This is a genomic window from Serpentinimonas maccroryi, from assembly GCF_000828915.1.
Lineage (GTDB): Bacteria > Pseudomonadota > Gammaproteobacteria > Burkholderiales > Burkholderiaceae_C > Serpentinimonas > Serpentinimonas maccroryi.
Map to the genome: position 1 here is coordinate 2,170,331 of NZ_AP014569.1, position 17,644 is coordinate 2,187,974.

The 17,644-nt window shown below is 69.4% G+C and carries 17 protein-coding genes; 6 read left to right on the top strand and 11 right to left on the bottom strand.

Annotation, left to right across the window (positions count from 1 at the left end; genetic code table 11):
* The first annotated feature begins 160 nt into the window (after positions 1 to 160).
* Positions 161 to 778, top strand: a complete 618-nt coding sequence (locus SMCB_RS09975; protein ID WP_045536721.1) for a glutathione S-transferase N-terminal domain-containing protein — start codon at positions 161 to 163, stop codon at positions 776 to 778.
* Here the strand turns inward: SMCB_RS09975 and chrA are convergent.
* The 3 genes from chrA to SMCB_RS09990 all read right to left on the bottom strand — a co-directional run bounded on the left by chrA (position 775) and on the right by SMCB_RS09990 (position 4,080).
* The gene (chrA, locus tag SMCB_RS09980; protein ID WP_045536723.1) at positions 775 to 1,986 is read right to left on the bottom strand and encodes a chromate efflux transporter; all 1,212 of its coding nucleotides are present in this window, start codon (positions 1,984 to 1,986) and stop codon (positions 775 to 777) included. The two genes, SMCB_RS09975 and chrA, sit on opposite strands and share 4 nt — an antisense overlap.
* A gap of 111 nt (positions 1,987 to 2,097) precedes the next feature.
* Positions 2,098 to 3,504: a Y-family DNA polymerase gene (locus SMCB_RS09985; protein WP_045536725.1), complete on the bottom strand. Its 1,407-nt coding sequence runs from the start codon at positions 3,502 to 3,504 to the stop codon at positions 2,098 to 2,100.
* Between the two features lie 15 nt (positions 3,505 to 3,519).
* Positions 3,520 to 4,080 (bottom strand): LexA family protein, encoded by a 561-nt coding sequence (locus SMCB_RS09990; protein ID WP_231851200.1) that lies wholly within the window; start codon positions 4,078 to 4,080, stop codon positions 3,520 to 3,522.
* A 95-nt stretch (positions 4,081 to 4,175) separates the two neighbouring features.
* On the opposite strand from SMCB_RS09990, the gene SMCB_RS09995 reads away from it, so the two are divergent.
* From SMCB_RS09995 to ruvC, 5 genes are all read left to right on the top strand, one after another.
* On the top strand, positions 4,176 to 6,422 hold the full coding sequence (locus SMCB_RS09995) for an EAL domain-containing protein (RefSeq protein ID WP_045536727.1): 2,247 nt from the start codon (positions 4,176 to 4,178) through the stop codon (positions 6,420 to 6,422).
* Positions 6,423 to 6,490: 68 nt separating this feature from the next.
* Positions 6,491 to 7,330 (top strand): creatininase family protein, encoded by an 840-nt coding sequence (locus SMCB_RS10000; protein WP_045536729.1) that lies wholly within the window; start codon positions 6,491 to 6,493, stop codon positions 7,328 to 7,330.
* Complete coding sequence (locus SMCB_RS10005) at positions 7,327 to 8,190, top strand: energy transducer TonB (protein WP_045536731.1); 864 nt, start codon at positions 7,327 to 7,329, stop codon at positions 8,188 to 8,190. The genes SMCB_RS10000 and SMCB_RS10005 overlap by 4 nt, the downstream gene beginning before the upstream one ends.
* Entirely contained in the window at positions 8,187 to 8,918 is a 732-nt protein-coding gene (gene mtgA / locus SMCB_RS10010) for a monofunctional biosynthetic peptidoglycan transglycosylase (RefSeq protein WP_045536733.1), read from the top strand. The genes SMCB_RS10005 and mtgA overlap by 4 nt, the downstream gene beginning before the upstream one ends.
* Positions 8,919 to 8,943: 25 nt before the next feature.
* On the top strand, positions 8,944 to 9,492 hold the full coding sequence (gene ruvC / locus SMCB_RS10015; protein ID WP_045538011.1) for a crossover junction endodeoxyribonuclease RuvC: 549 nt from the start codon (positions 8,944 to 8,946) through the stop codon (positions 9,490 to 9,492).
* A gap of 30 nt (positions 9,493 to 9,522) precedes the next feature.
* Here ruvC and SMCB_RS10020 read toward each other — a convergent pair whose 3' ends face one another.
* The 8 genes from SMCB_RS10020 to murG form a co-directional block, all read right to left on the bottom strand.
* Positions 9,523 to 9,714 carry a hypothetical protein gene (locus SMCB_RS10020; RefSeq protein WP_045536735.1) on the bottom strand — a complete coding sequence of 64 codons (192 nt, stop codon included), beginning with the start codon at positions 9,712 to 9,714 and terminating at the stop codon, positions 9,523 to 9,525.
* A gap of 13 nt (positions 9,715 to 9,727) precedes the next feature.
* Positions 9,728 to 10,651: a UDP-3-O-acyl-N-acetylglucosamine deacetylase gene (gene lpxC / locus SMCB_RS10025; RefSeq protein ID WP_045536736.1), complete on the bottom strand. Its 924-nt coding sequence runs from the start codon at positions 10,649 to 10,651 to the stop codon at positions 9,728 to 9,730.
* An 89-nt stretch (positions 10,652 to 10,740) separates the two neighbouring features.
* Positions 10,741 to 11,985: a cell division protein FtsZ gene (gene ftsZ, locus SMCB_RS10030; protein WP_045536739.1), complete on the bottom strand. Its 1,245-nt coding sequence runs from the start codon at positions 11,983 to 11,985 to the stop codon at positions 10,741 to 10,743.
* A gap of 40 nt (positions 11,986 to 12,025) precedes the next feature.
* Positions 12,026 to 13,255, bottom strand: a complete 1,230-nt coding sequence (gene ftsA, locus SMCB_RS10035; RefSeq protein WP_045536741.1) for a cell division protein FtsA — start codon at positions 13,253 to 13,255, stop codon at positions 12,026 to 12,028.
* Positions 13,256 to 13,268: 13 nt separating this feature from the next.
* Positions 13,269 to 14,102, bottom strand: coding sequence for a cell division protein FtsQ/DivIB (locus SMCB_RS10040; RefSeq protein ID WP_045536743.1), 834 nt, complete (start codon positions 14,100 to 14,102; stop codon positions 13,269 to 13,271).
* A 4-nt stretch (positions 14,103 to 14,106) separates the two neighbouring features.
* Entirely contained in the window at positions 14,107 to 15,126 is a 1,020-nt protein-coding gene (locus tag SMCB_RS10045; RefSeq protein ID WP_045536745.1) for a D-alanine--D-alanine ligase, read from the bottom strand.
* Positions 15,123 to 16,577 carry a UDP-N-acetylmuramate--L-alanine ligase gene (gene murC, locus SMCB_RS10050; RefSeq protein WP_045536747.1) on the bottom strand — a complete coding sequence of 485 codons (1,455 nt, stop codon included), beginning with the start codon at positions 16,575 to 16,577 and terminating at the stop codon, positions 15,123 to 15,125. Before murC ends, SMCB_RS10045 begins: the two co-directional genes overlap by 4 nt.
* Positions 16,574 to 17,623, bottom strand: coding sequence for an undecaprenyldiphospho-muramoylpentapeptide beta-N-acetylglucosaminyltransferase (murG, locus tag SMCB_RS10055; RefSeq protein ID WP_045538013.1), 1,050 nt, complete (start codon positions 17,621 to 17,623; stop codon positions 16,574 to 16,576). Before murG ends, murC begins: the two co-directional genes overlap by 4 nt.
* Between the last annotated feature and the right edge of the window lie 21 nt (positions 17,624 to 17,644).

Here is a 17,644-nt window from a genome sequence, read left to right on the forward strand (position 1 = left end):
GCTTTTCATGTTGCAGGCAAACTCCAGTGGGGCGAGGGCAAAAGCCCGGCTGTAAGGTGCAAAACCCGGCAGCGAGCCGATAATCATTCTAACCACGGGCGCTGGCGCCACCGCTTCAGCCCCGTGCCCCGTGCCCATCTCGAACCCTCAAGGAGTACCCATGCAACTCATCGGATCGCTAACCAGCCCCTACGTGCGCAAGGTGCGCGTGGTGCTGGCCGAAAAAAAGCTCGACTGCGCTTGGGCCGACGAAAACGTCTGGGCCGCCGACACCCGCATCCACCAGCACAACCCGCTGGGCAAGGTGCCGTGTCTGCTGCTTGACGACGGCACAGCGGTGTACGACTCGCGCGTGATCGTCGAATACCTCGACACGCTCTCGCCGGTGGGCAAGCTGATTCCGGCAGATGGGCGCGAGCGGCTGGAGGTGAAGATATGGGAGGCGCTGGCCGATGGCGTGAGCGACGCCGCCTTTGCCGCGCGCATGGAGGGGCACTGGGAGGGCCGCACGGCTGCGCAGCGCAGCCCCGCCTGGATCGAGCGCCAGATGGGCAAGATCGCGCACGGCCTGCGCGCCATGAGCGTGCGCTTGGGCGAGCAGCCCTTTTGCCACGGCCAGCACTTTACGCTGGCCGATGTGGCCACGGGTTGCGCGCTGTCCTACTTGGATTTTCGCTTTGCGCACATCGACTGGCGCGCAGCCCACCCCAACCTGGCCCGGCTGCATGCCAAACTGATGCAGCGCCCGAGCTTTGCCGGCAGCCAGCCACCGGGCTAAAACGCGGCCGCCGCCAGCGCCCCGAGCGCGCCGCTGCCCAGCACCACCAGCCACGCCGGCCATTTGCCCCACAGTAGCGCCAGCGCGGCCAGCGCCAGCAGCGCCGCATGTGCGGCGCTGGCCACCACCCCGGCCAGCAGCGGCTGCAGCAGCGCCGCCAGCAGCAGCCCGACCACGGCAGCGCTGACGCCGGCGATGGCGTTTTGCGCCTGTGCGCTCTGGCGCAGGCGCTGCCAGTGCGGCAGCGCCGCCAGCAGCACGAGCATGCCCGGCGCAAACACCGCCAGCAGCGCCAGCACGGCGCCCAGCCAGCCGCCCGCCGCCGCGCCCAGGAAGGCGGCAAAGGTAAACAGCGGCCCGGGCACCGCCTGCGCCGCCGCGTAGCCGGCCAAAAAGGTCTGCAGATCGACCCAGCCCTTGGGCACCACCTCGGCTTGCAGCATCGGCATCACCACGTGGCCGCCGCCAAACACCAGCGCACCGCTGCGGTAAAACACCTCGGCCAGCGCCACCCAAAAGCTGCCGCTGGCCCAGGCCCACAGCGGCAAGGCCAGCAGAATCAGCGCAAACAAGGCGAGGCAAACCCAGGCCGTGCGGCGGCTGAGCGCGATCTGCAGGCCTTGTGTGCCTTCTGCCGCCGCCGCGCTGGGGTCTGGCGCCAGCACCCAACGGCCGGCCGCTGCGCCCAGCACGATCACGCCCATCAGCGTCCAGGCGCTGGGCCACAGCAGCACCGCCAGCGCCGCCAGCAGGGCCAGCGCGCGCCGGGGCGCATCGGGGCACAGGCTGCGCCCCATGCCCCAGACGGCTTGCGCCACCACCGCCAGCGCCGCCACCACCAAGCCCGGCAACAGGCCCTCGGGCAGCCCCTGCCCGTGGTGCAGCAGCAGAAAAGCAAAAGCCACCAGCAGCAGCGCCGAAGGCAAGGTAAAGCCGCACCACGCCGCCAAGGCGCCGCGATACCCCGCGCGCGACCAGCCCAGCGCAAAACCCACCTGGCTGCTGGCCGGCCCAGGCAAAAACTGGCACAGCGCCACCAGGCCGGCGTAGTCGTGCTCGTCGAGCCAGCGCCGCTGCTGCACAAATTCGGTGCGGAAATAGGCCAGATGCGCGATCGGGCCGCCAAAGGAGGTGAGCCCGAGGCGCAAAAAAACCTGAAACACCGCCCATGGGTGGTGGTCGGCGGCGGGAGCGGTGTTGGTGGTCATGGGGAGTGGCGACGTGGCGTGCATCAAACGGCCGTCAGCCTACACCCTGTTGATGACAGCCAGAGGCTGTGAGGGGATGGGGCGTGCCCGCATCTCGGCCTCGCAGCCTCTTCAGGCCCGCACCTGCCACAGCTCGTCCCAGCGCGTGGTGTAGCGCGGCGAACGGCGCTGCTGGCGCATCTGCCAGGGGCGCGCGGCGGGCTCGGCGCAGCCCGGCGCCGGCGGGCTGCCACCCCCACCCGAGGAACCCAGCCGCAGCGCTTGGGCACCAAGGCGGGCGTTGACGGCATCGAGCGCCTGCATCAGGCGCTGGCTGCGCCCACTGCCCTCGCCATCCCCGCCGTCCTCATCTGGCGCACCCCAGTCGAGCGTGGCCTGCGGCGGCGCCGCTTGCAGATCGAGCAGCATCACCCCGGCCTTGGCGTAGCGGTAACCGGGCCGGTACAGCGCCTGCAGCGCCTGCAAAGCGGTGCCCACCAAGCGCACGGTGTCGTCGCTGGGCGGGCTGAGCGGCAGCACCAGCGAGCGCGCGTAGGGTGCGTCTTGGGGCCTAAAAGGGCTGGTGCGAATGAACACCAGCAGCGCGCCGGCGCGGCTGCCTTGCTGGCGCAGCTTGAGGGCGGCACGGCTGCAGAAGTGGCTCAGGGCTTGGCGCAGGTCGTCGAGCTCGGTCACCGGCTGTCCAAAGCTGCGGGTGCAGGCGATCTGCTGCTTGGGCGCCGGCGCTTGCTCGAGCCCGATGCAAGCCAGCCCGCCCAGCTCGCGCACGGTGCGCTCGAGCACCACCGACCAGCGCTGGCGCACCAGCGCCGGGTCGAGCCGCTGCAGCTGCAGCGCCGTCTGCACCCCGTGGGCCTGCAGCTGCGCCGCCCAGCGCGGCCCCACGCCCCAGACCTCGGCCACCGGCGTGCGCTGCAGCAGCCAGTCGCGCTGGCGCGCGCTGAGCTCGAGCAGGTTGCAGACTTGGGCCAGCCGCGCCGGGTAGCTGCCGGGCTTGCGCTCGGCGCTCTTGGCGATGTGGTTGGCGAGCTTGGCCAGCGTTTTGGTGGCGCCGATGCCGATGCAGGTCGGCAAGCCGAGCCAGCGCTGGATGCGCTCGCGCGTCTGGCGCGCGCGGGCGCTGGCGTCGGGCACGCCGGCGAGGTCGATGAAGCACTCGTCGATCGAATAGATTTCCTGCCCACAGCCCAGTGCGGCGGCCACCTCCATCAGGCGCTGGCTCATGTCGCCATAGAGCGCAAAATTGGCCGACAGCGCCACCAGACCGGCCTGCTGCTCGAGGTGGCGGATGCGAAACCACGGCGCGCCCATGGCGATGCCCAGCGCCTTGGCCTCTTCGGAGCGGGCGATGGCGCAGCCGTCGTTGTTGGACAGCACCACCAGCGGGCGGCCGATCAGGCGCGGCTCGAACACCCGCTCGCATGAGGCATAAAAGTTGTTGCCATCGACCAGCGCAAAGGCGCCGGGGTGCTGGCGCGCCAATGGGGCGGCAACTGGGGCAGCGGCTTGGGTGGGCATAGGCACGGTCGGCGCTCAATAGTCCATTTTTTTGATGGTGGCCGTGACCACGCCCCACACCTCCAGCGTCTGACCCTCGCTGAGTACGATGTCGGGGTAGTCCGGGTGCGCCGCCACCAGCCGGGTGCTGCCGGACTGGCGCTGCAGCGTCTTGACGGTGAGCTCGTTGTCCACCAAGGCCACCACGATGTGGCCGTGGCTCGGCGTGAGCTGGCGGTTGACGACGATCAGGTCGCCGTCGTCGATGCCCCGGCCGCTCATCGAAACGCCGCGCACGCGCGCCATGAAGGTGTAGGGCCGGTCGAGCGCCAAGTGTTCGAGCAGATCGACGCGCTCGTGCTGAAAATCGGCCGCCGGCGAGGGGAAGCCGGCCGGCGTGCGGCTGTCCAGCAGCGGCATGCACAGCGCCGCCCCCGGCCCAAACAGGGCGCGCAGCTGCTGCAAGCTGGCCGGCTCGAGCCATTGCAAGGCCGCACCCGCCGCCATGGCGGGCACAGCCGGACGGGCAAGCGATGGCGTGGCGGCAGCGGCAGAGCGGGCGCTGGCAGGTCGGGTGGACGCGGCGGGGCGGTTCATGGGGGCTATGCTAAACGCTTTGCGCCGCTGCCCTCCTGTCACGCGCCTGCGGCCTGAATATGCTTAAATGGCAACTTCAACGCTATTTTTTGCGCATGACCGCCACCCGCCCTGACGACACCGCCCGCCCCAGCGCCATCGGGCACCCGGCTGTGGGGCGCTGGGCGGCGCAGGCCAAGACATTGCAACGCGGCCTGCTGTGCGCCTTGCTGTGGATACTGGTGGCCGAGCTGTCGCTCCACTTCGCCATCGAAGGGCTCGGGATGAGCCTGATCTGGCCCGCCAACGGCGTGGCGCTGGGTGCGGTGCTCGCCTACGGACCGGCCATGATCCCGGCCCTTGCGCTGGGGGTGGCGGCTTGGCACGGCTGGCACGGCATCGGCGCGCTGGAGTCGCTGATCGGCATCGGTGCCTTGGTGCTGGCGCTGCTGCTGGCCTGGGCTGCGCTGCGCCTGTTCTACCCGCGCATCCAAAGCCACAACCCGCTGCTGCGCACCGCCAGCTTCCACCTGCTGGCGGTGCTGCCCGCCAGCGCGGTGCTCGCCTTGCTGGGCAGTTGGCAATTTCTGCTGCTCGACACCCCCGCCTGGGCCGATTTTGAGGTCATGATCCTGATGGCACTGTCGCAGGTGTTTGGCCTGCTGATGTTTGGGCGCGCCACCCAGCTGTCGCTCAACGCCCTCAAGCACCGCGCCTACCCTTGGCGCCGCCTGCTAGACCGCCAGACCTTGCTGTGGTGCGGCCTGTTCGTGTCGTTTGGGCTTCTGGCCCATGTGGCCGACCGCGCCAACCTGGGCTCGGCCGAAGCGATGCGCTACCTGTTTTTGGGGCTGGTGGCGTGGGCCGCCTTTGCCGCCCGCCCGCTGCTGGCGCACTGGGCCACGGCTGCGGCTTCGGTCACCATGGTGGCGCTGGCCCCAAACTACCCAGCAGCGAATGCGTACGCCCTCACTTGGATCATCGACCAGACCGTGTTGCTGATATTTTTGGCCGCCGTGGGCTTTCTGGTCTCGGCCGTGATGGCGCAGCGCCGCCTGCTCGAACGCGCCCTGCGGCGCTCGGCGCACACCGACCCGGTGACTGGGCGGCTGAACGAAGCCGGGCTGCTCGAGCACCTGCGCCGAAGCGCCCCGCACCCCGACCTGCTGGGCGTAGAGGCCTGCAACCTGAGCCAGATCGAAGACCGGTTTGATCTGGCGCTGGCGCGCTCGGTGGAACGCGACATCTCGATCGCCTTGGGGCAACTGGCGCCCAACGGCAGCCAGATCAGCCGCATGAAAGAGGGTTTTTTTGTGCTGTGCCTGCAACCCAGCTGGGCCAGCAAGGGCCTGGTGGAGGGCATACAGCAGGCCCTGGACGGCAAACGCTACGCCGTGGCGGGGGAATCGACCCGGCTGCAGCTGGCGATCGGCCGGCTCGACGACGACGGGCAGCCGCTGCCGCCCGAGCAGCGGCTGGCCTTGCTGGCCCAAGCCACGCATGTGGGCTGGAACGGCAGCACCGCCGCCACCCGCAACCCGGCCCGGCCCGAAAACCTGCTGCGCCTGCGCCGCCAGCAGCTCGAGTGCCTCGACCACCTGCGCGAGCTGCTGCGCCAACCGCAAGAGGGCGCCACCGCGGGCCTGTGGCTGGCCTGCCAGCCGATCCAGCGCGCCCTGCGCGAGCAAGAAGAAGCGGGGGCCGAGGTGCTGCTGCGCTGGACCCTGCCCGACGGCAGCCCGATGTCGCCAGCCGAGTTTTTCCCGATGGCCGAGCGCCACGGACTGGCGGCGGCACTCGATCGCTGGGTGCTCACCGAGGCCGCCGCGCAGGTGCGCCCGCTGGCCCAGCAGCGCAACAAAAATTGGAAGCTGTCGGTCAACCTGTCGGGCGCATCGGTCTCGGACCCCGGCTTGTTCGACGACATCGTCGCCGCCATCGCTGCCAGCGACTTGAGCCCGCGCCAGTGGTGTTTTGAAATCACCGAAACCGCCGGCATCGCGCAGCGCCCGCAGGCGGTGGAGCTGTTCCAGCGCCTGCGCCAGCATGGTGCCAGCACCGCGCTGGACGATTTTGGCACCGGCTTGGCCACCTTTGACTACCTCAAGGCGCTGGAGGCCGACTACCTCAAGATCGACGGCTCTTTTGTGCGCGAAATCGAAACCAGCCGGGTCGATCAGCAGATCGTGCGCTCGATCTGCGAGGTCTGCAAAACCATGCGCCTGCTGACCATCGCCGAGTGCGTGGAGCGCGAATCGCAAAAACACCTGCTCGCCGCCTACGGCGTCGATTTTGTGCAAGGCTTTGGCATCGCCCGGCCGCGCCCCCTGCGCGCGCACGTGCAGCAGTTGCTGGCGACCTAAGGTTCGCTGGGATCGGGATTGGGCTTCGCTTGGGCCTCGCCTCGCCCAAGGCGCGTTAAGATGCCGCCATGAGCACCGCCCCCCACCTGCCGCGCTGGGCCGACTTGTGCAGCCCTGACTTTGCCGCGCTGGACCCGGCGCGCACGGTCGCGCTGCTGCCCGTGGCGGCGATCGAGCAGCATGGCCCGCACCTGCCGTTGTCGGTCGATGCCGACTTGGTCGAAGGCGTGCTGGCGGCGGCGGCGCCGCATTGGGAGCCGGATTGGCCGGTTTATGTGCTGCCCACGCAGGCGGTGGGCTACAGCAGCGAGCACCAGCGCTTTGCCGGCACCCTGACGCTGCAGCCCGACACCGTGCTGCGCCTGTGGCTGGAGCTGGGGCAATCGGTGGCCCGCGCCGGGGTGCGCAAGCTGCTGCTGTTCAACGGCCACGGCGGCCACAACGGCTTGCTGGAGGTGGCGGCGCGCGAGCTGCGCGGCCAGTGCGGCCTGCTGGTCTATGGCGCCAGCTGGTTCAACCTGCCCTTGCTCGACGCGCAGGGGCAAGACCTGCTGCTGCACTTTAGCGCGGATGAGCGCCGCTTTGGCATCCACGCCGGCCAGCTCGAGACCTCGATGATGCTGGCGCTGCGCCCGCAGCTGGTGCGCATGCAGCAGGCGCGCCACTTTCCCTCTAGCTCGCAAGAACGGGCGCAGCGCTGGCCCATTTTGGGCAACGGCCGCAGCGCCAAGCTGGGCTGGCAGATGCAAGACTACCACCCCGAGGGCGCGGTGGGCAACGCCGCCGACGCCGACGCCGCCTTGGGGCACGAGCTGCTGCAAGCCGCTGGCCGCTCTTTGGCGGCGCTGCTGCGCGAGCTGTGTCAGATGCCGCTGCCCGCGTTCGCACAAGGAGCGCCGGCACCGTGAAACTGTGGCGCTTTTTGGGCTCGATCAGCACCCTGCATTTGGCGCTGGCGGTCTCGCTGCTGGCGCACGCGGCCGTGCTGACGGTGCAGATCGTGCACCCGCAGGGCCTGCAACGGGTCTGGCACGACACGCCGCTCGATGTGGTGCTGGTCAATGCGCGCGCGCCGCAGGCCCCCGAGCGGGCGCAGGCCATTGCCCAAGCCAACCTGGCCGGTGGTGGCGAGGCCGACGCCGGGCGTGCCACCTCGCCGCTGCCACCGGCCGTGATCGAGCGCAGCGGCGACGCGCTGCAAGAGCAACAACGCCGCCTGCAAGACATGCAAGTGCAACAGACCCGGATGCTGGCCCAATTGCGCCAGCAAGTGGCCACCCTCGCCCCCTTGAACGCCGCGCAGGCGCAAGCCGACCCACAGGCGCTGGCCCAAGAAGAGCGCCGACTGGCCTTGCTCAAGGCCTTGGCCGAAATCGAGCAGCGCGTCAACGAACAAAACGAGCGCCCGCGCAAGCGCTACCTCGGCCCCGCCACGCGCGAAGCGGTCTATGCCATTTATTACGACCAGTTGCGCCGCCGCATCGAAGACCACGGCACCGCCAACTTCCCTCACATCCAGGGGCGCAAGCTCTATGGCGAGCTGAGCATGGCGATCACCGTCAATCACGACGGGCGCGTGTTGGATACCGAAGTGGTGCAGGGATCGGGCCAGCCGGCCTTGGACAGCCGCGCCGAAGCGATCGTGCACAGCCTCTCGTTTGGCCCCTTCACCAGCGCCATGCGCCGCCAGGCGGATCAGATCGTGGTGGTGTCGCGCTTTCGCTTCAGCCGCGATGAAACCCTGCAAACCCGGGTCGGTAGCCAATGACAACCCGCCCCACTTGGAAGCGCTTTGCGCTGCGCTGGCTGCTGTGGGTGCTGGTGGCGGCGCTGGCGCTGCAGGTGTTTTTCTTGCTGCGCGTCGCCTCCATGACGCTGATCGACCCGGTGAGCACCACCTTTCAGCGCTCGGAAGCCTGGCGCCTGGCGCAGCACGACGGCGAGTTGCGCTGGGCGCAGCAGTGGGTGCCTTACGCGGCCATCTCACCGCACCTCAAGCGCGCCGTGATCGCTTCCGAGGACGCGGATTTTGCGACCCATTTCGGCGTCGATTGGCAGGCTCTGCAAGCGGCTTGGGAGCGCAACCTGCGCCGCCAAGCCGCCGCCGAGGCGCGCGGACGCAACGCGCGCCTGGTGGGTGGCTCGACCATCACGCAGCAACTGGCCAAAAACCTGCTGCTCTCGGGCGAGCGCACGCTGCTGCGCAAAGGCCAAGAGCTGGTGCTGACCAAAATGCTCGAGCTGCTGCTGAGCAAGGAGCGCATCTTGGAGATCTATCTCAACAGCGTGGAGTGGGGCGAGGGCATTTTTGGGGCCGAAGCGGCGGCGCGGCATTACTTTCGCAAGCCGGCGGCGCGGCTGAGCGCCCACGAAGCAGCGCGGCTGGCGGTGTTGTTGCCCGCCCCCAAGCGCTTCCAGCGCCAGTTTCGCGCCGGCTTCATCGACCAGCGCAGCGCCACCGTGCTGGCGCGCATGGGCGATGTGCAGCTGCCCTGAGCGGCTGCGTGGCACCAAGCCCCCCATGCGCATCCTCGGCATCGACCCCGGCTTGCAGGCCACCGGTTTTGGCGTGCTCGACGCCCACGGCAGCGACTTGCTCTACGTGGCCAGCGGCACCATCCGCACCCAAGGCGGCGCGGGCGCCCTGCTGCCGCAGCGGCTGGGGGTGTTGTTTGCCGGCATCCAAGAGGTGGTGCAGCGCTACCAGCCCACGGCGGCGGTGTGCGAGATCGTGTTTGTCAACGTCAACCCACAGGCCACGCTGCTGCTGGGGCAGGCACGCGGCTGCTGTCTGACGGCGCTGGTGGCCGCCGGCCTGCCGGTGAGCGAATACACCGCCTTGCAGCTCAAAAAAGCCGTGGTCGGCCACGGCAAGGCGGCCAAGCCGCAGGTGCAGGAGATGGTGCGCCGCCTGCTGCAGCTGCCCAGCCTGCCCGGCCCCGACGCCGCCGACGCGCTCGGGCTGTGCATCACGCACGCCCAAGTGGCGCGCACGCAGGCGGCGATCGCGCGCGTGAGCCCGCTGCATGCGCGAGCGCACGCCAGCTACAAGGGTGGCCGCAGCTACTAAAAAAGCGGTGCGAGCGGCCTGGCCGCGCACCTAGCCGCTCAAGGACCAGTCGAACTGCGACACGAACAGCACACCAAAGAAGACCACGATCGCCAGCATGGTCCACTTGAACAGGGCAAAGCCCCAGCGCCGGTATTTTTGCTGGCCAGTGACGAGGTAGAGCACAAAGCTCAGGGCGCTGGCACCGAGCAGCATAAAGATCAGGATGCGCACGACCATCATGGCGGGTCGGTCCTCACCAGGCCGGTGCCAGTTGCGCAAAGCCGCGCGGCGCGCTGCGCTCGCTCTCAAAGCTCAGCAGCTCGTAGCTGTCGGGTTGCGCCAACAACTCGCGCAGCAGGCGGTTGTTGAGCTCGTGCCCACTGCGGTAGGCGCTGTAGGCGGCCAGCATGGGCTGCCCCACCAGGTACAGGTCGCCCATGGCGTCGAGAATCTTGTGTTTGGCAAACTCGTCGGCGCAGCGCAGCCCGTCGGCGTTGAGCACCTTCACGTCGTCCATGACGATGGCGTTGTCGAGCCCGCCGCCGAGCGCCAGCCCCTGCCCGCGCAGCGCCTCGACGTCGCGTGCAAAGCCAAAGGTGCGGGCGCGGGCGATGTCGCGCGCGTAGGGGTCGCGCCCGAGCTCGAACTCGACCTGCTGCGCGCTGGCGTTCACGGCCGGGTGCTCGAACTCGATCTCGAAGCACAGCTTGTAGCCGTGGTAGGGCTCGAGCCGTGCCCATTTGAGGTGCCGGCCTTCGCCCTGGCGCACCTCGACCGGGCGGCGCACGCGCAAAAAGCGCCGCGGCGCGGCCTGGGCCACGATGCCCGCGCTTTGCAGCAGATAGACGAACGAAGCCGCCGAGCCGTCGAGGATCGGCACCTCTTCGGCGGTGATGTCCACCATCAGGTTATCGACCCCTAGGCCGCAGCAGGCGCTCATCAGGTGCTCGACCGTGCTCACCCGCACGCCGCCGCTGGCCAGCGTGGAGGCGCGCCGGGTGTCGCAAACCGAGGTCGCGCGCGCCGGGATGGTGACCGGTTCGTTGAGGTCGGTGCGCCGAAACACGATGCCGGTGTCGGGCGCGGCCGGGCGCAGCGTGAGTTCGACACGCTCGCCGCTGTGCAGTCCGACGCCCACGGCGCGTGTCAGGGTTTTGAGGGTGCGCTGAAAGATCATTGGGCGCATTGTAAATTTTTTGCGCGCCCAAGCCGCCCGCAGCGGCGCAAGCCCTTTGTTACAGCGGTAAGCAAACGCAAGCTGCGCTTTTAATCGGCTTGACGGCGCAGAAAAGCCGGGATGTCGTGGTCTTCCATGCCGCCGAGCGAGAGCGCCTCGACGCGCGCAGCGGCCGAGCTGCGGTCGTGCGGGCGCTGCCAGACCTTGGGCACTTCGGCGTTGCCGGCGCGCGTGTGCACCGTGCCGCGCGCCGCGTTGCCAAAGCCGCTGCCGCCCACCGGCGTCGTCAGGGTGGGGATGAAGGGCACGTCGTCGGTGCCGGTGCGCAGGCCGCGGGTGGGCGTCTGCACCACGGTCAGCGGCTGGCGCGCACCGGCGCGGTTCAGGCCCGTGGCCACCACCGTGACGCGGATGGCGTCGCCCAACGACTCGTCGTAGGCGGTGCCGTAGATCACGTTGGCATCGCTGGCGGCAAAGGCGCGGATGGTGTTCATGGCCAACTTGGATTCGTTGAGCTTGAGCGAGCCCTTGGCGGCGCTGATCAGCACCAGCACCCCTTTGGCGCCCTTCATGTCCACCCCTTCGAGCAACGGGCAGGCCACGGCCTGCTCGGCGGCGATGCGCGCCCGGTCCGGGCCGCTGACCACGGCCGTGCCCATCATCGCTTTGCCGGGCTCGCCCATGACGGTGCGCACGTCCTCGAAGTCCACGTTCACCAGCGCTTCGACGTTGATGATCTCGGCGATGCCACCGACGGCGTTTTTGAGCACGTCGTTGGCTTCGGCGAAGGCTTCGTCTTGGGTGATGTCATCGCCCAGCACCTCTTGCAGCTTGTCGTTGAGCACCACGATCAGCGAATCGACGTGCGCTTCGAGCTCGATCAGCCCGGCATCGGCGTTTTTCGTGCGCCGATCGCCCTCCCAGTCAAAGGGCTTGGTGACCACGCCCACGGTAAGCACGCCCATCTCTTTGGCGACCTTGGCGATGATCGGCGCCGCGCCGGTGCCGGTGCCGCCGCCCAGACCGGCGGTGATGAACAGCATGTGCGCGCCCTCGATGGCCTCGCGGATCGTGGCCTCGGCCTGCTCGGCGGCGGTGCGGCCTTTGTCGGGTTTGCTGCCCGCGCCCAGACCGGTTTGGCCGAGCTGGATCACGCGGTGCGCGGCGGTTTTGCTCAGCGCCTGCGCGTCGGTGTTGGCGCAGATGAACTCCACCCCCTGCACGCGGCAGCGGATCATGTGCTCGACCGCGTTGCTGCCGCCGCCGCCGACGCCGATCACCTTGATCTGGGTGCCGCGGTTGAACTCTTCGACTTCGATCATTTCAATGCTCATTGCTTTACTCCTTGCTTGTCCAGAAAAAACGCCCAAAAAATCAGAAATTGCCTACAAACCAGTCTTTGATGCGGCCCATGGCATTGCCCATGGAGCCGCTTTTTTGCGCCACCTTGTGCCCGCGCAGCCGCGCCAGCCGCGCCTCTTCGAGCAAACCCATGACGGTGGCGGCGCGCGGCTGCGCCACCATGTCGCTCAAGGCCCCGCGGTAGCTGGGGCTGCCCCGGCGCACCGGCTTGAGGAACACGTCTTCACCGAGCTCGACCATGCCCGGCATGGCGGCGCTGCCGCCGACGAGCACGATGCCGCTCGAGAGCAGCTCCTCGTGCCCCGATTCGCGGATGACTTGCAGCGCCAGCGCGAAAATCTCTTCCACCCGGGGCTCGATCACGCCGGCCAGCGCCTGGCGGCTGAGCAGGCGCGGGCCGCGGTCGCCCAAGCCCGGCACCTCGACTTGCTGCTCGGGGTCGGCCAGCAGCTGCTTGGCGCAACCGCTCTCGACCTTGATGTCCTCGGCGTCCTTGGTCGGGGTGCGCAGGGCCATGGCGATGTCGTTGGTGATCAGGTCACCGGCGATCGGGATCACGGCGGTGTGGCGGATCGCGCCGCCGGCAAAGATCGCCACGTCGGTGGTGCCGGCGCCGATGTCGAGCAGCGCCACGCCGAGCTCTTTTTCATCGTTGGTGAGCGCCGACAGGCTGGAGGCGAGCGGATTGAGCAGCAGCTGCTCGACCTCGAGCCCGCAGCGGCGCACGCACTTGAGGATGTTTTCGGCCGCGCTCTGGGCGCCGGTGACGATGTGCACGCGCGACTCGAGCCGGATGCCGCTCATGCCGATCGGCTCTTTGACCTCTTGGCCGTCGATCACGAACTCTTGCGGCTCGACCAGCAGCAGGCGCTGGTCGGTGGAGATGTGGATGGCCTTGGCGGTGTCGAGCACGCGCGCCACGTCGGCGGGGGTGACTTCGCGCTCGCGGATCGCCACCATGCCGCTGGAATTCAGACCGCGGATGTGGCTGCCGGTGATGCCGGTATAGACGCGGGCGATGCGGCAGTCGGCCATCAGCTCGGCCTCTTTGAGCGCCTGCTGGATGCTCTGCACGGTGGCGTCGATGTTCACCACCACGCCGCGCTTGAGGCCGTTGCTGGGGGCCACGCCAAAGCCGGCCAGCTTGAGCGCCCCATCGGGCAGCACCTCGGCCACCGCGACCATGATCTTGGCGGTGCCGATGTCGAGTCCGACGACGATGTCTTTGTATTCTTTGGGCATAGCGGTCTATTTTTTAAGGGGTGGGGGCTGCAGGGCGCACCCCAGGCTCCGGGATGGCCGCGACTTGGATCGGCGGCAGCTGCAGTTCGGCCAGCGTGCTCACGCCCCGGATGCGCAGGGCGTAGCCGTCGGGGTGGCGCAAATCGGCGCTCTCCAGCGGCCGCCCACCGTAGTGCTGCAGCAGCGCCGGCACGGTCTGGGCGTATTGCTCGAAGCGCTGCAGCAGCTGTGCGGCGCTGCCGCGTCCGATCTCGATGCGCACGCCGTCGTCGAGCACGGCGCGCCAACTTCCGCGCTCGTCGAGCGCCAGCTGCGCGATGCCCCAGCCCTGGCGTGCGAGCACGGGCTGCACGGCGCGGTAGAACTCGAGCACCTGCGGGGCGCGCTCGGCCGGGCCAGACAAGACGCTCCAATTTAGGCCCTGCGCCTCATCGGGTTCGGCCTCGAATACCTCGCCGTGCTCATTGAGCAAGCGCGTGCCCCCAGCCTGCCCCCACCAAGCCACGGGCTGGTGCTCTTCGATGGTCACGCGCAGGCGGTTGGGCAACTGGCGCTGCACCACGGCGTGGCGCACCCACGGCGCGCCCTGCAACAGCTGCTGCACCTGCTGCAAATCGATCGTGAGCAAATTGCCCTGCACCCGCCCGGCCAGGTGCGCCTGCAAGGCGGCGGCGCGCTGGTGCTGCACCTGGCCTTGCACCACCACGGTGTTCAGGCTCCAGAGCGGCTGGCGCAGCAGCCAGCCGCCCAGCGCCACCAGCGCCAGCACGGCGGCGAGCAGCAACAGGGCGGTCGCGGCGCCGTCCATCAGGCGCACGTCGAGCGGCGGGGCGGGGGTCGGGTTCATGGCTTTACTGCGCGGCAGACTGGGCTGCGGTCAGGGCTGCGGTCAGGGCTGCGGCGGCGGGCAAGGGGTTGTCGAGGCTGGCGCTGGCCAGCAGCTGCAGGCACAGCGCTTCGTAGCTGATGCCCACCGCCTGCGCCGCCATGGGCACCAGCGAGTGCCCGGTCATGCCGGGCGAGGAGTTGAGCTCCAGCAGGTAGGGGCGGCGGCTGGCGGCGTCGATCATCACATCGACGCGCGACCAGCCGCGGCAGTCTAGGCTCTGGTAGGCCTGCACGGCCAGCTGCTGGATCGCCGCTTCTTCGGCTGCGGGCAGCCCGCTGGGCACCAGGTACTGGGTTTCGTCGCTGAAGTATTTGTGCTCGTAGTCGTAGTTGCCGCCGGGCACGACGATGCGGATCAAAGGCAGCGCCTGCACCGCCTCGCCTTGGCCCAGCAGCGCCACCGTGACCTCGTCGCCGGCGATGTACTGCTCGCACAGCACCTCGGGGTCGCAGCGCGCGGCCAGCGCGTAGGCGGCGGCGCATTCGCTGGGGTGGCTGATCTTGCTCAGGCCGATGGTCGAGCCCTCGCGCGCCGGTTTGACGATCATCGGCGCGCCCAGCGCCGCCAGCGCGGCCTCGGTTTGGGCGGCGCTGCGCACCTGGCGCCAGTTGGGCGTGGACAAGCCTTCGGCGCGCCACAGGCGCTTGCTCATGAGCTTGTCCATGCTCAGACTCGAGGCCAGCACGCCCGGCCCGGTGTAGGGAATGCCCATGAGTTCGAGCGCGCCCTGCACCGTGCCGTCTTCGCCAAAGCGCCCGTGCAGGGCGATGAAGGCGCGCGCAAAGCCAGCGCGCTTGAGCTCGGACAGCTCGTGCCCGGCGAGGTCAAAGGCGTGGGCATCGACGCCGCTGCGTTGCAAGGCGGCGAGCACGCCTTGGCCCGACATCAGCGAGACTTCGCGCTCGGCCGAAAAGCCGCCCAGCAGCACCGCCACTTTGCCCAGCGCGCGTGGGTCGATTGGGGTGGGGTTCGGGGTCGTCATGCGGGCTCCTGCTGTGTGTTGGGTTGGACCGTGCCGGGGGGCGTGGTTGGGGCTGCATCGGCCAGCGCGCGCACCTGCGCCGCCACCGCGCCGATGGAGCCCGCGCCCATGCACAGCACCACGTCGCCGTCGCGGGCGTTGTCCAAAATGGCTTGCGCCAGCGCCCCGACTTCGGGCACGAACAGCGGCTCGAACTTGCCCGCCACCCGCAGCGCCCGCGCCAGCGCACGGCCGTCGGCGGCGACGATCGGCGCTTCGCCGGCGGCATAGACCTCGGTCAGCAGCACCGCGTCGGCCGCGCCCATGACGCGCACAAAGTCTTCGAAGCAGTCGCGCGTGCGGCTGTAGCGGTGCGGCTGAAACGCCAGCAGCAGGCGCCGGCCCGGAAAGGCGCCGCGCGCCGCCGCCAGCGTGGCCGCCATTTCCACCGGGTGGTGGCCGTAGTCGTCGATCAGCGTCGCCGTGCCGCCGCTGGGCAGCAGCGCTTCGCCGTAGCGCTGGAAGCGCCGGCCCACGCCTTTGAACTGCGCCAGCGCCTGCAGCAGGGCGGCGTCGGGCAGGTCGAGCTCGGCCGCCAGCGCGATCGCCGCCAGCGCGTTGAGCACGTTGTGCTGCCCCGGCAGGTTCAGCACCACCTCCAGATCGGGCAGCGCGACGCCATTGCGCCGCTGCACCCTGAAGTGCATCTGGGCGCCGACGGCGCGCACATCCACGGCGCGCACCTGGGCGTCGGGGCTCAGGCCGTAGCTGGTGATCGGGCGCTGAATCTGGCTCAGCAGAGCGCGCAGGTGCGGGTCGTCGATGCAGACGATGGCCGCGCCGTAGAACGGCATGCGGTGTAGAAAATCGACGAAAGCCTGCTTGAGGCGACCGAAGTCGTGGCCGTAGGTTTCCATGTGGTCGGCGTCGATGTTGGTGACCACGGCCAGCACCGGCAACAGGTTGAGAAACGAGGCGTCGGACTCGTCGGCCTCGACCACGATGTATTCGCCAGCCCCGAGGCGGGCGTTGGCGCCGGCGCTGTTGAGGCGCCCGCCAATGACGAAGGTCGGGTCCAGCTCGGCGGCGGCCAGCACGCTCGTGACCAAGCTGGTGGTGGTGGTTTTGCCGTGGGTGCCGGCGATGGCGATGCCTTTTTGCATGCGCATGAGTTCGGCCAGCATGAGCGCGCGCGGCACCACCGGCAGCAGGCGCTCGTGTGCTGCCTGCACCTCGGGGTTGTCGGGCTTGACGGCGGTGGAGGTGACGATGCAGTCGGCGCCGGCAATCTGCTCGGCGGCGTGGCCGATGTGCACACGCGCGCCCAGACGCTGCAGGCGCTCGGTGCTGGCGCTGGCGGCCAGGTCGGAGCCCGAGACGGCGTAGCCCTGGTTGAGCAGCACCTCGGCGATGCCGCTCATGCCCGAGCCGCCGATGCCGACGAAGTGGATGTGACGGATGGCGTGTTTCATGGTGTGTGGGGGGCGTATTGCTGGCAGGCCTGCAACAACGCCGCCACGGCGCCGGTGCGCGCTTGGGCGTGGGCGCGCTCGGCGCGCTGTTGCAGCTCGGTGCGGTTCAGGTGTTGCAGGCGCTGCGCCAGGTCTTCGGCTTGCAGTTGCGCTTGCGGCAGCAGCCAAGCGGCGCCGGCATCGACCAAAAAGCGCGCGTTGTGGGTCTGGTGGTCATCGACGGCGTGGGGAAAGGGCACCAAGATCGAGGCCGCGCCCACCGCCGCCAGTTCGGTCACCGTGCTGGCGCCGGCGCGCGCCAGCACCACGTCGGCGGCGGCAAAGGCGCTGGCGGTGTCGTCGATGAAGGGCGTGAGCGTGGCCTGCACACCGGCGCTGGCGTAGGCGGCGCGCAGGGCCTCGATCTGTGTGGCGCCGCTCTGGTGCGTGACCTGCGGGCGCAGCTCGGGCACGATGCGCGCCAGCGCCTGCGGCACGACCTCGTTGAGCGCCTTGGCCCCGAGGCTGCCCCCCACCACCAGCAGTTGCAGCGGCCCGCTGCGCCCAGCAAAGCGCTGCGCCGGGGCCGGCTGCGCGGTGAAGGCGGCGCGCAGCGGGTTGCCGATCCACTCGCCCTTGGGCAAGGCCTTGGGGTAGGCGGTAAAGACGCGGTCGGCCACCTGCGCCAGCACGCGGTTGGCCATGCCGGCGACGGAATTTTGCTCGTGCAGCAGCAAGGGGGCGCCGGCCAGCACGCTCATCATGCCGCCGGGAAAGCTGATGTAGCCGCCCAGCCCCAGCACCACGTCGGGGCGCAAGCGGCGCATCACGCGCCAGCTCTGCCAAAAGGCGCGCTGCAGGCGCAGCGGCAGCAAAGCCAGCGTGAGCGCCCCTTTGCCGCGCACGCCGCCAAACTGCACCGGCTCGAAGGCAAAACCGCGCTCGGGCACCAGCCGCGACTCCATGCTGTCGGGCGCGCCCAGCCAGTGCACGCGCCAGCCCTGGTCGCGCAGCGCTTCGGCCACGGCCAAGCCGGGGAAGATGTGGCCGCCGGTACCGCCGGCCATGATCAGGGCGCAGGGCGCGCG

Coding starts and splice junctions, on each gene's coding strand:
- SMCB_RS09975 (WP_045536721.1), top strand. CDS start 161: ATGCAACTCATCGGATCGCTAACCAGCCCCTACGTGCGCAAGGTGCGC.
- chrA (WP_045536723.1), bottom strand. CDS start 1,986: ATGACCACCAACACCGCTCCCGCCGCCGACCACCACCCATGGGCGGTG.
- SMCB_RS09985 (WP_045536725.1), bottom strand. CDS start 3,504: ATGCCCACCCAAGCCGCTGCCCCAGTTGCCGCCCCATTGGCGCGCCAG.
- SMCB_RS09990 (WP_231851200.1), bottom strand. CDS start 4,080: ATGAACCGCCCCGCCGCGTCCACCCGACCTGCCAGCGCCCGCTCTGCC.
- SMCB_RS09995 (WP_045536727.1), top strand. CDS start 4,176: ATGACCGCCACCCGCCCTGACGACACCGCCCGCCCCAGCGCCATCGGG.
- SMCB_RS10000 (WP_045536729.1), top strand. CDS start 6,491: ATGAGCACCGCCCCCCACCTGCCGCGCTGGGCCGACTTGTGCAGCCCT.
- mtgA (WP_045536733.1), top strand. CDS start 8,187: ATGACAACCCGCCCCACTTGGAAGCGCTTTGCGCTGCGCTGGCTGCTG.
- ruvC (WP_045538011.1), top strand. CDS start 8,944: ATGCGCATCCTCGGCATCGACCCCGGCTTGCAGGCCACCGGTTTTGGC.
- SMCB_RS10020 (WP_045536735.1), bottom strand. CDS start 9,714: ATGATGGTCGTGCGCATCCTGATCTTTATGCTGCTCGGTGCCAGCGCC.
- lpxC (WP_045536736.1), bottom strand. CDS start 10,651: ATGATCTTTCAGCGCACCCTCAAAACCCTGACACGCGCCGTGGGCGTC.
- ftsZ (WP_045536739.1), bottom strand. CDS start 11,985: ATGAGCATTGAAATGATCGAAGTCGAAGAGTTCAACCGCGGCACCCAG.
- ftsA (WP_045536741.1), bottom strand. CDS start 13,255: ATGCCCAAAGAATACAAAGACATCGTCGTCGGACTCGACATCGGCACC.
- SMCB_RS10040 (WP_045536743.1), bottom strand. CDS start 14,102: ATGAACCCGACCCCCGCCCCGCCGCTCGACGTGCGCCTGATGGACGGC.
- SMCB_RS10045 (WP_045536745.1), bottom strand. CDS start 15,126: ATGACGACCCCGAACCCCACCCCAATCGACCCACGCGCGCTGGGCAAA.
- murC (WP_045536747.1), bottom strand. CDS start 16,577: ATGAAACACGCCATCCGTCACATCCACTTCGTCGGCATCGGCGGCTCG.
- murG (WP_045538013.1), bottom strand. CDS start 17,623: ATGGCCGGCGGTACCGGCGGCCACATCTTCCCCGGCTTGGCCGTGGCC.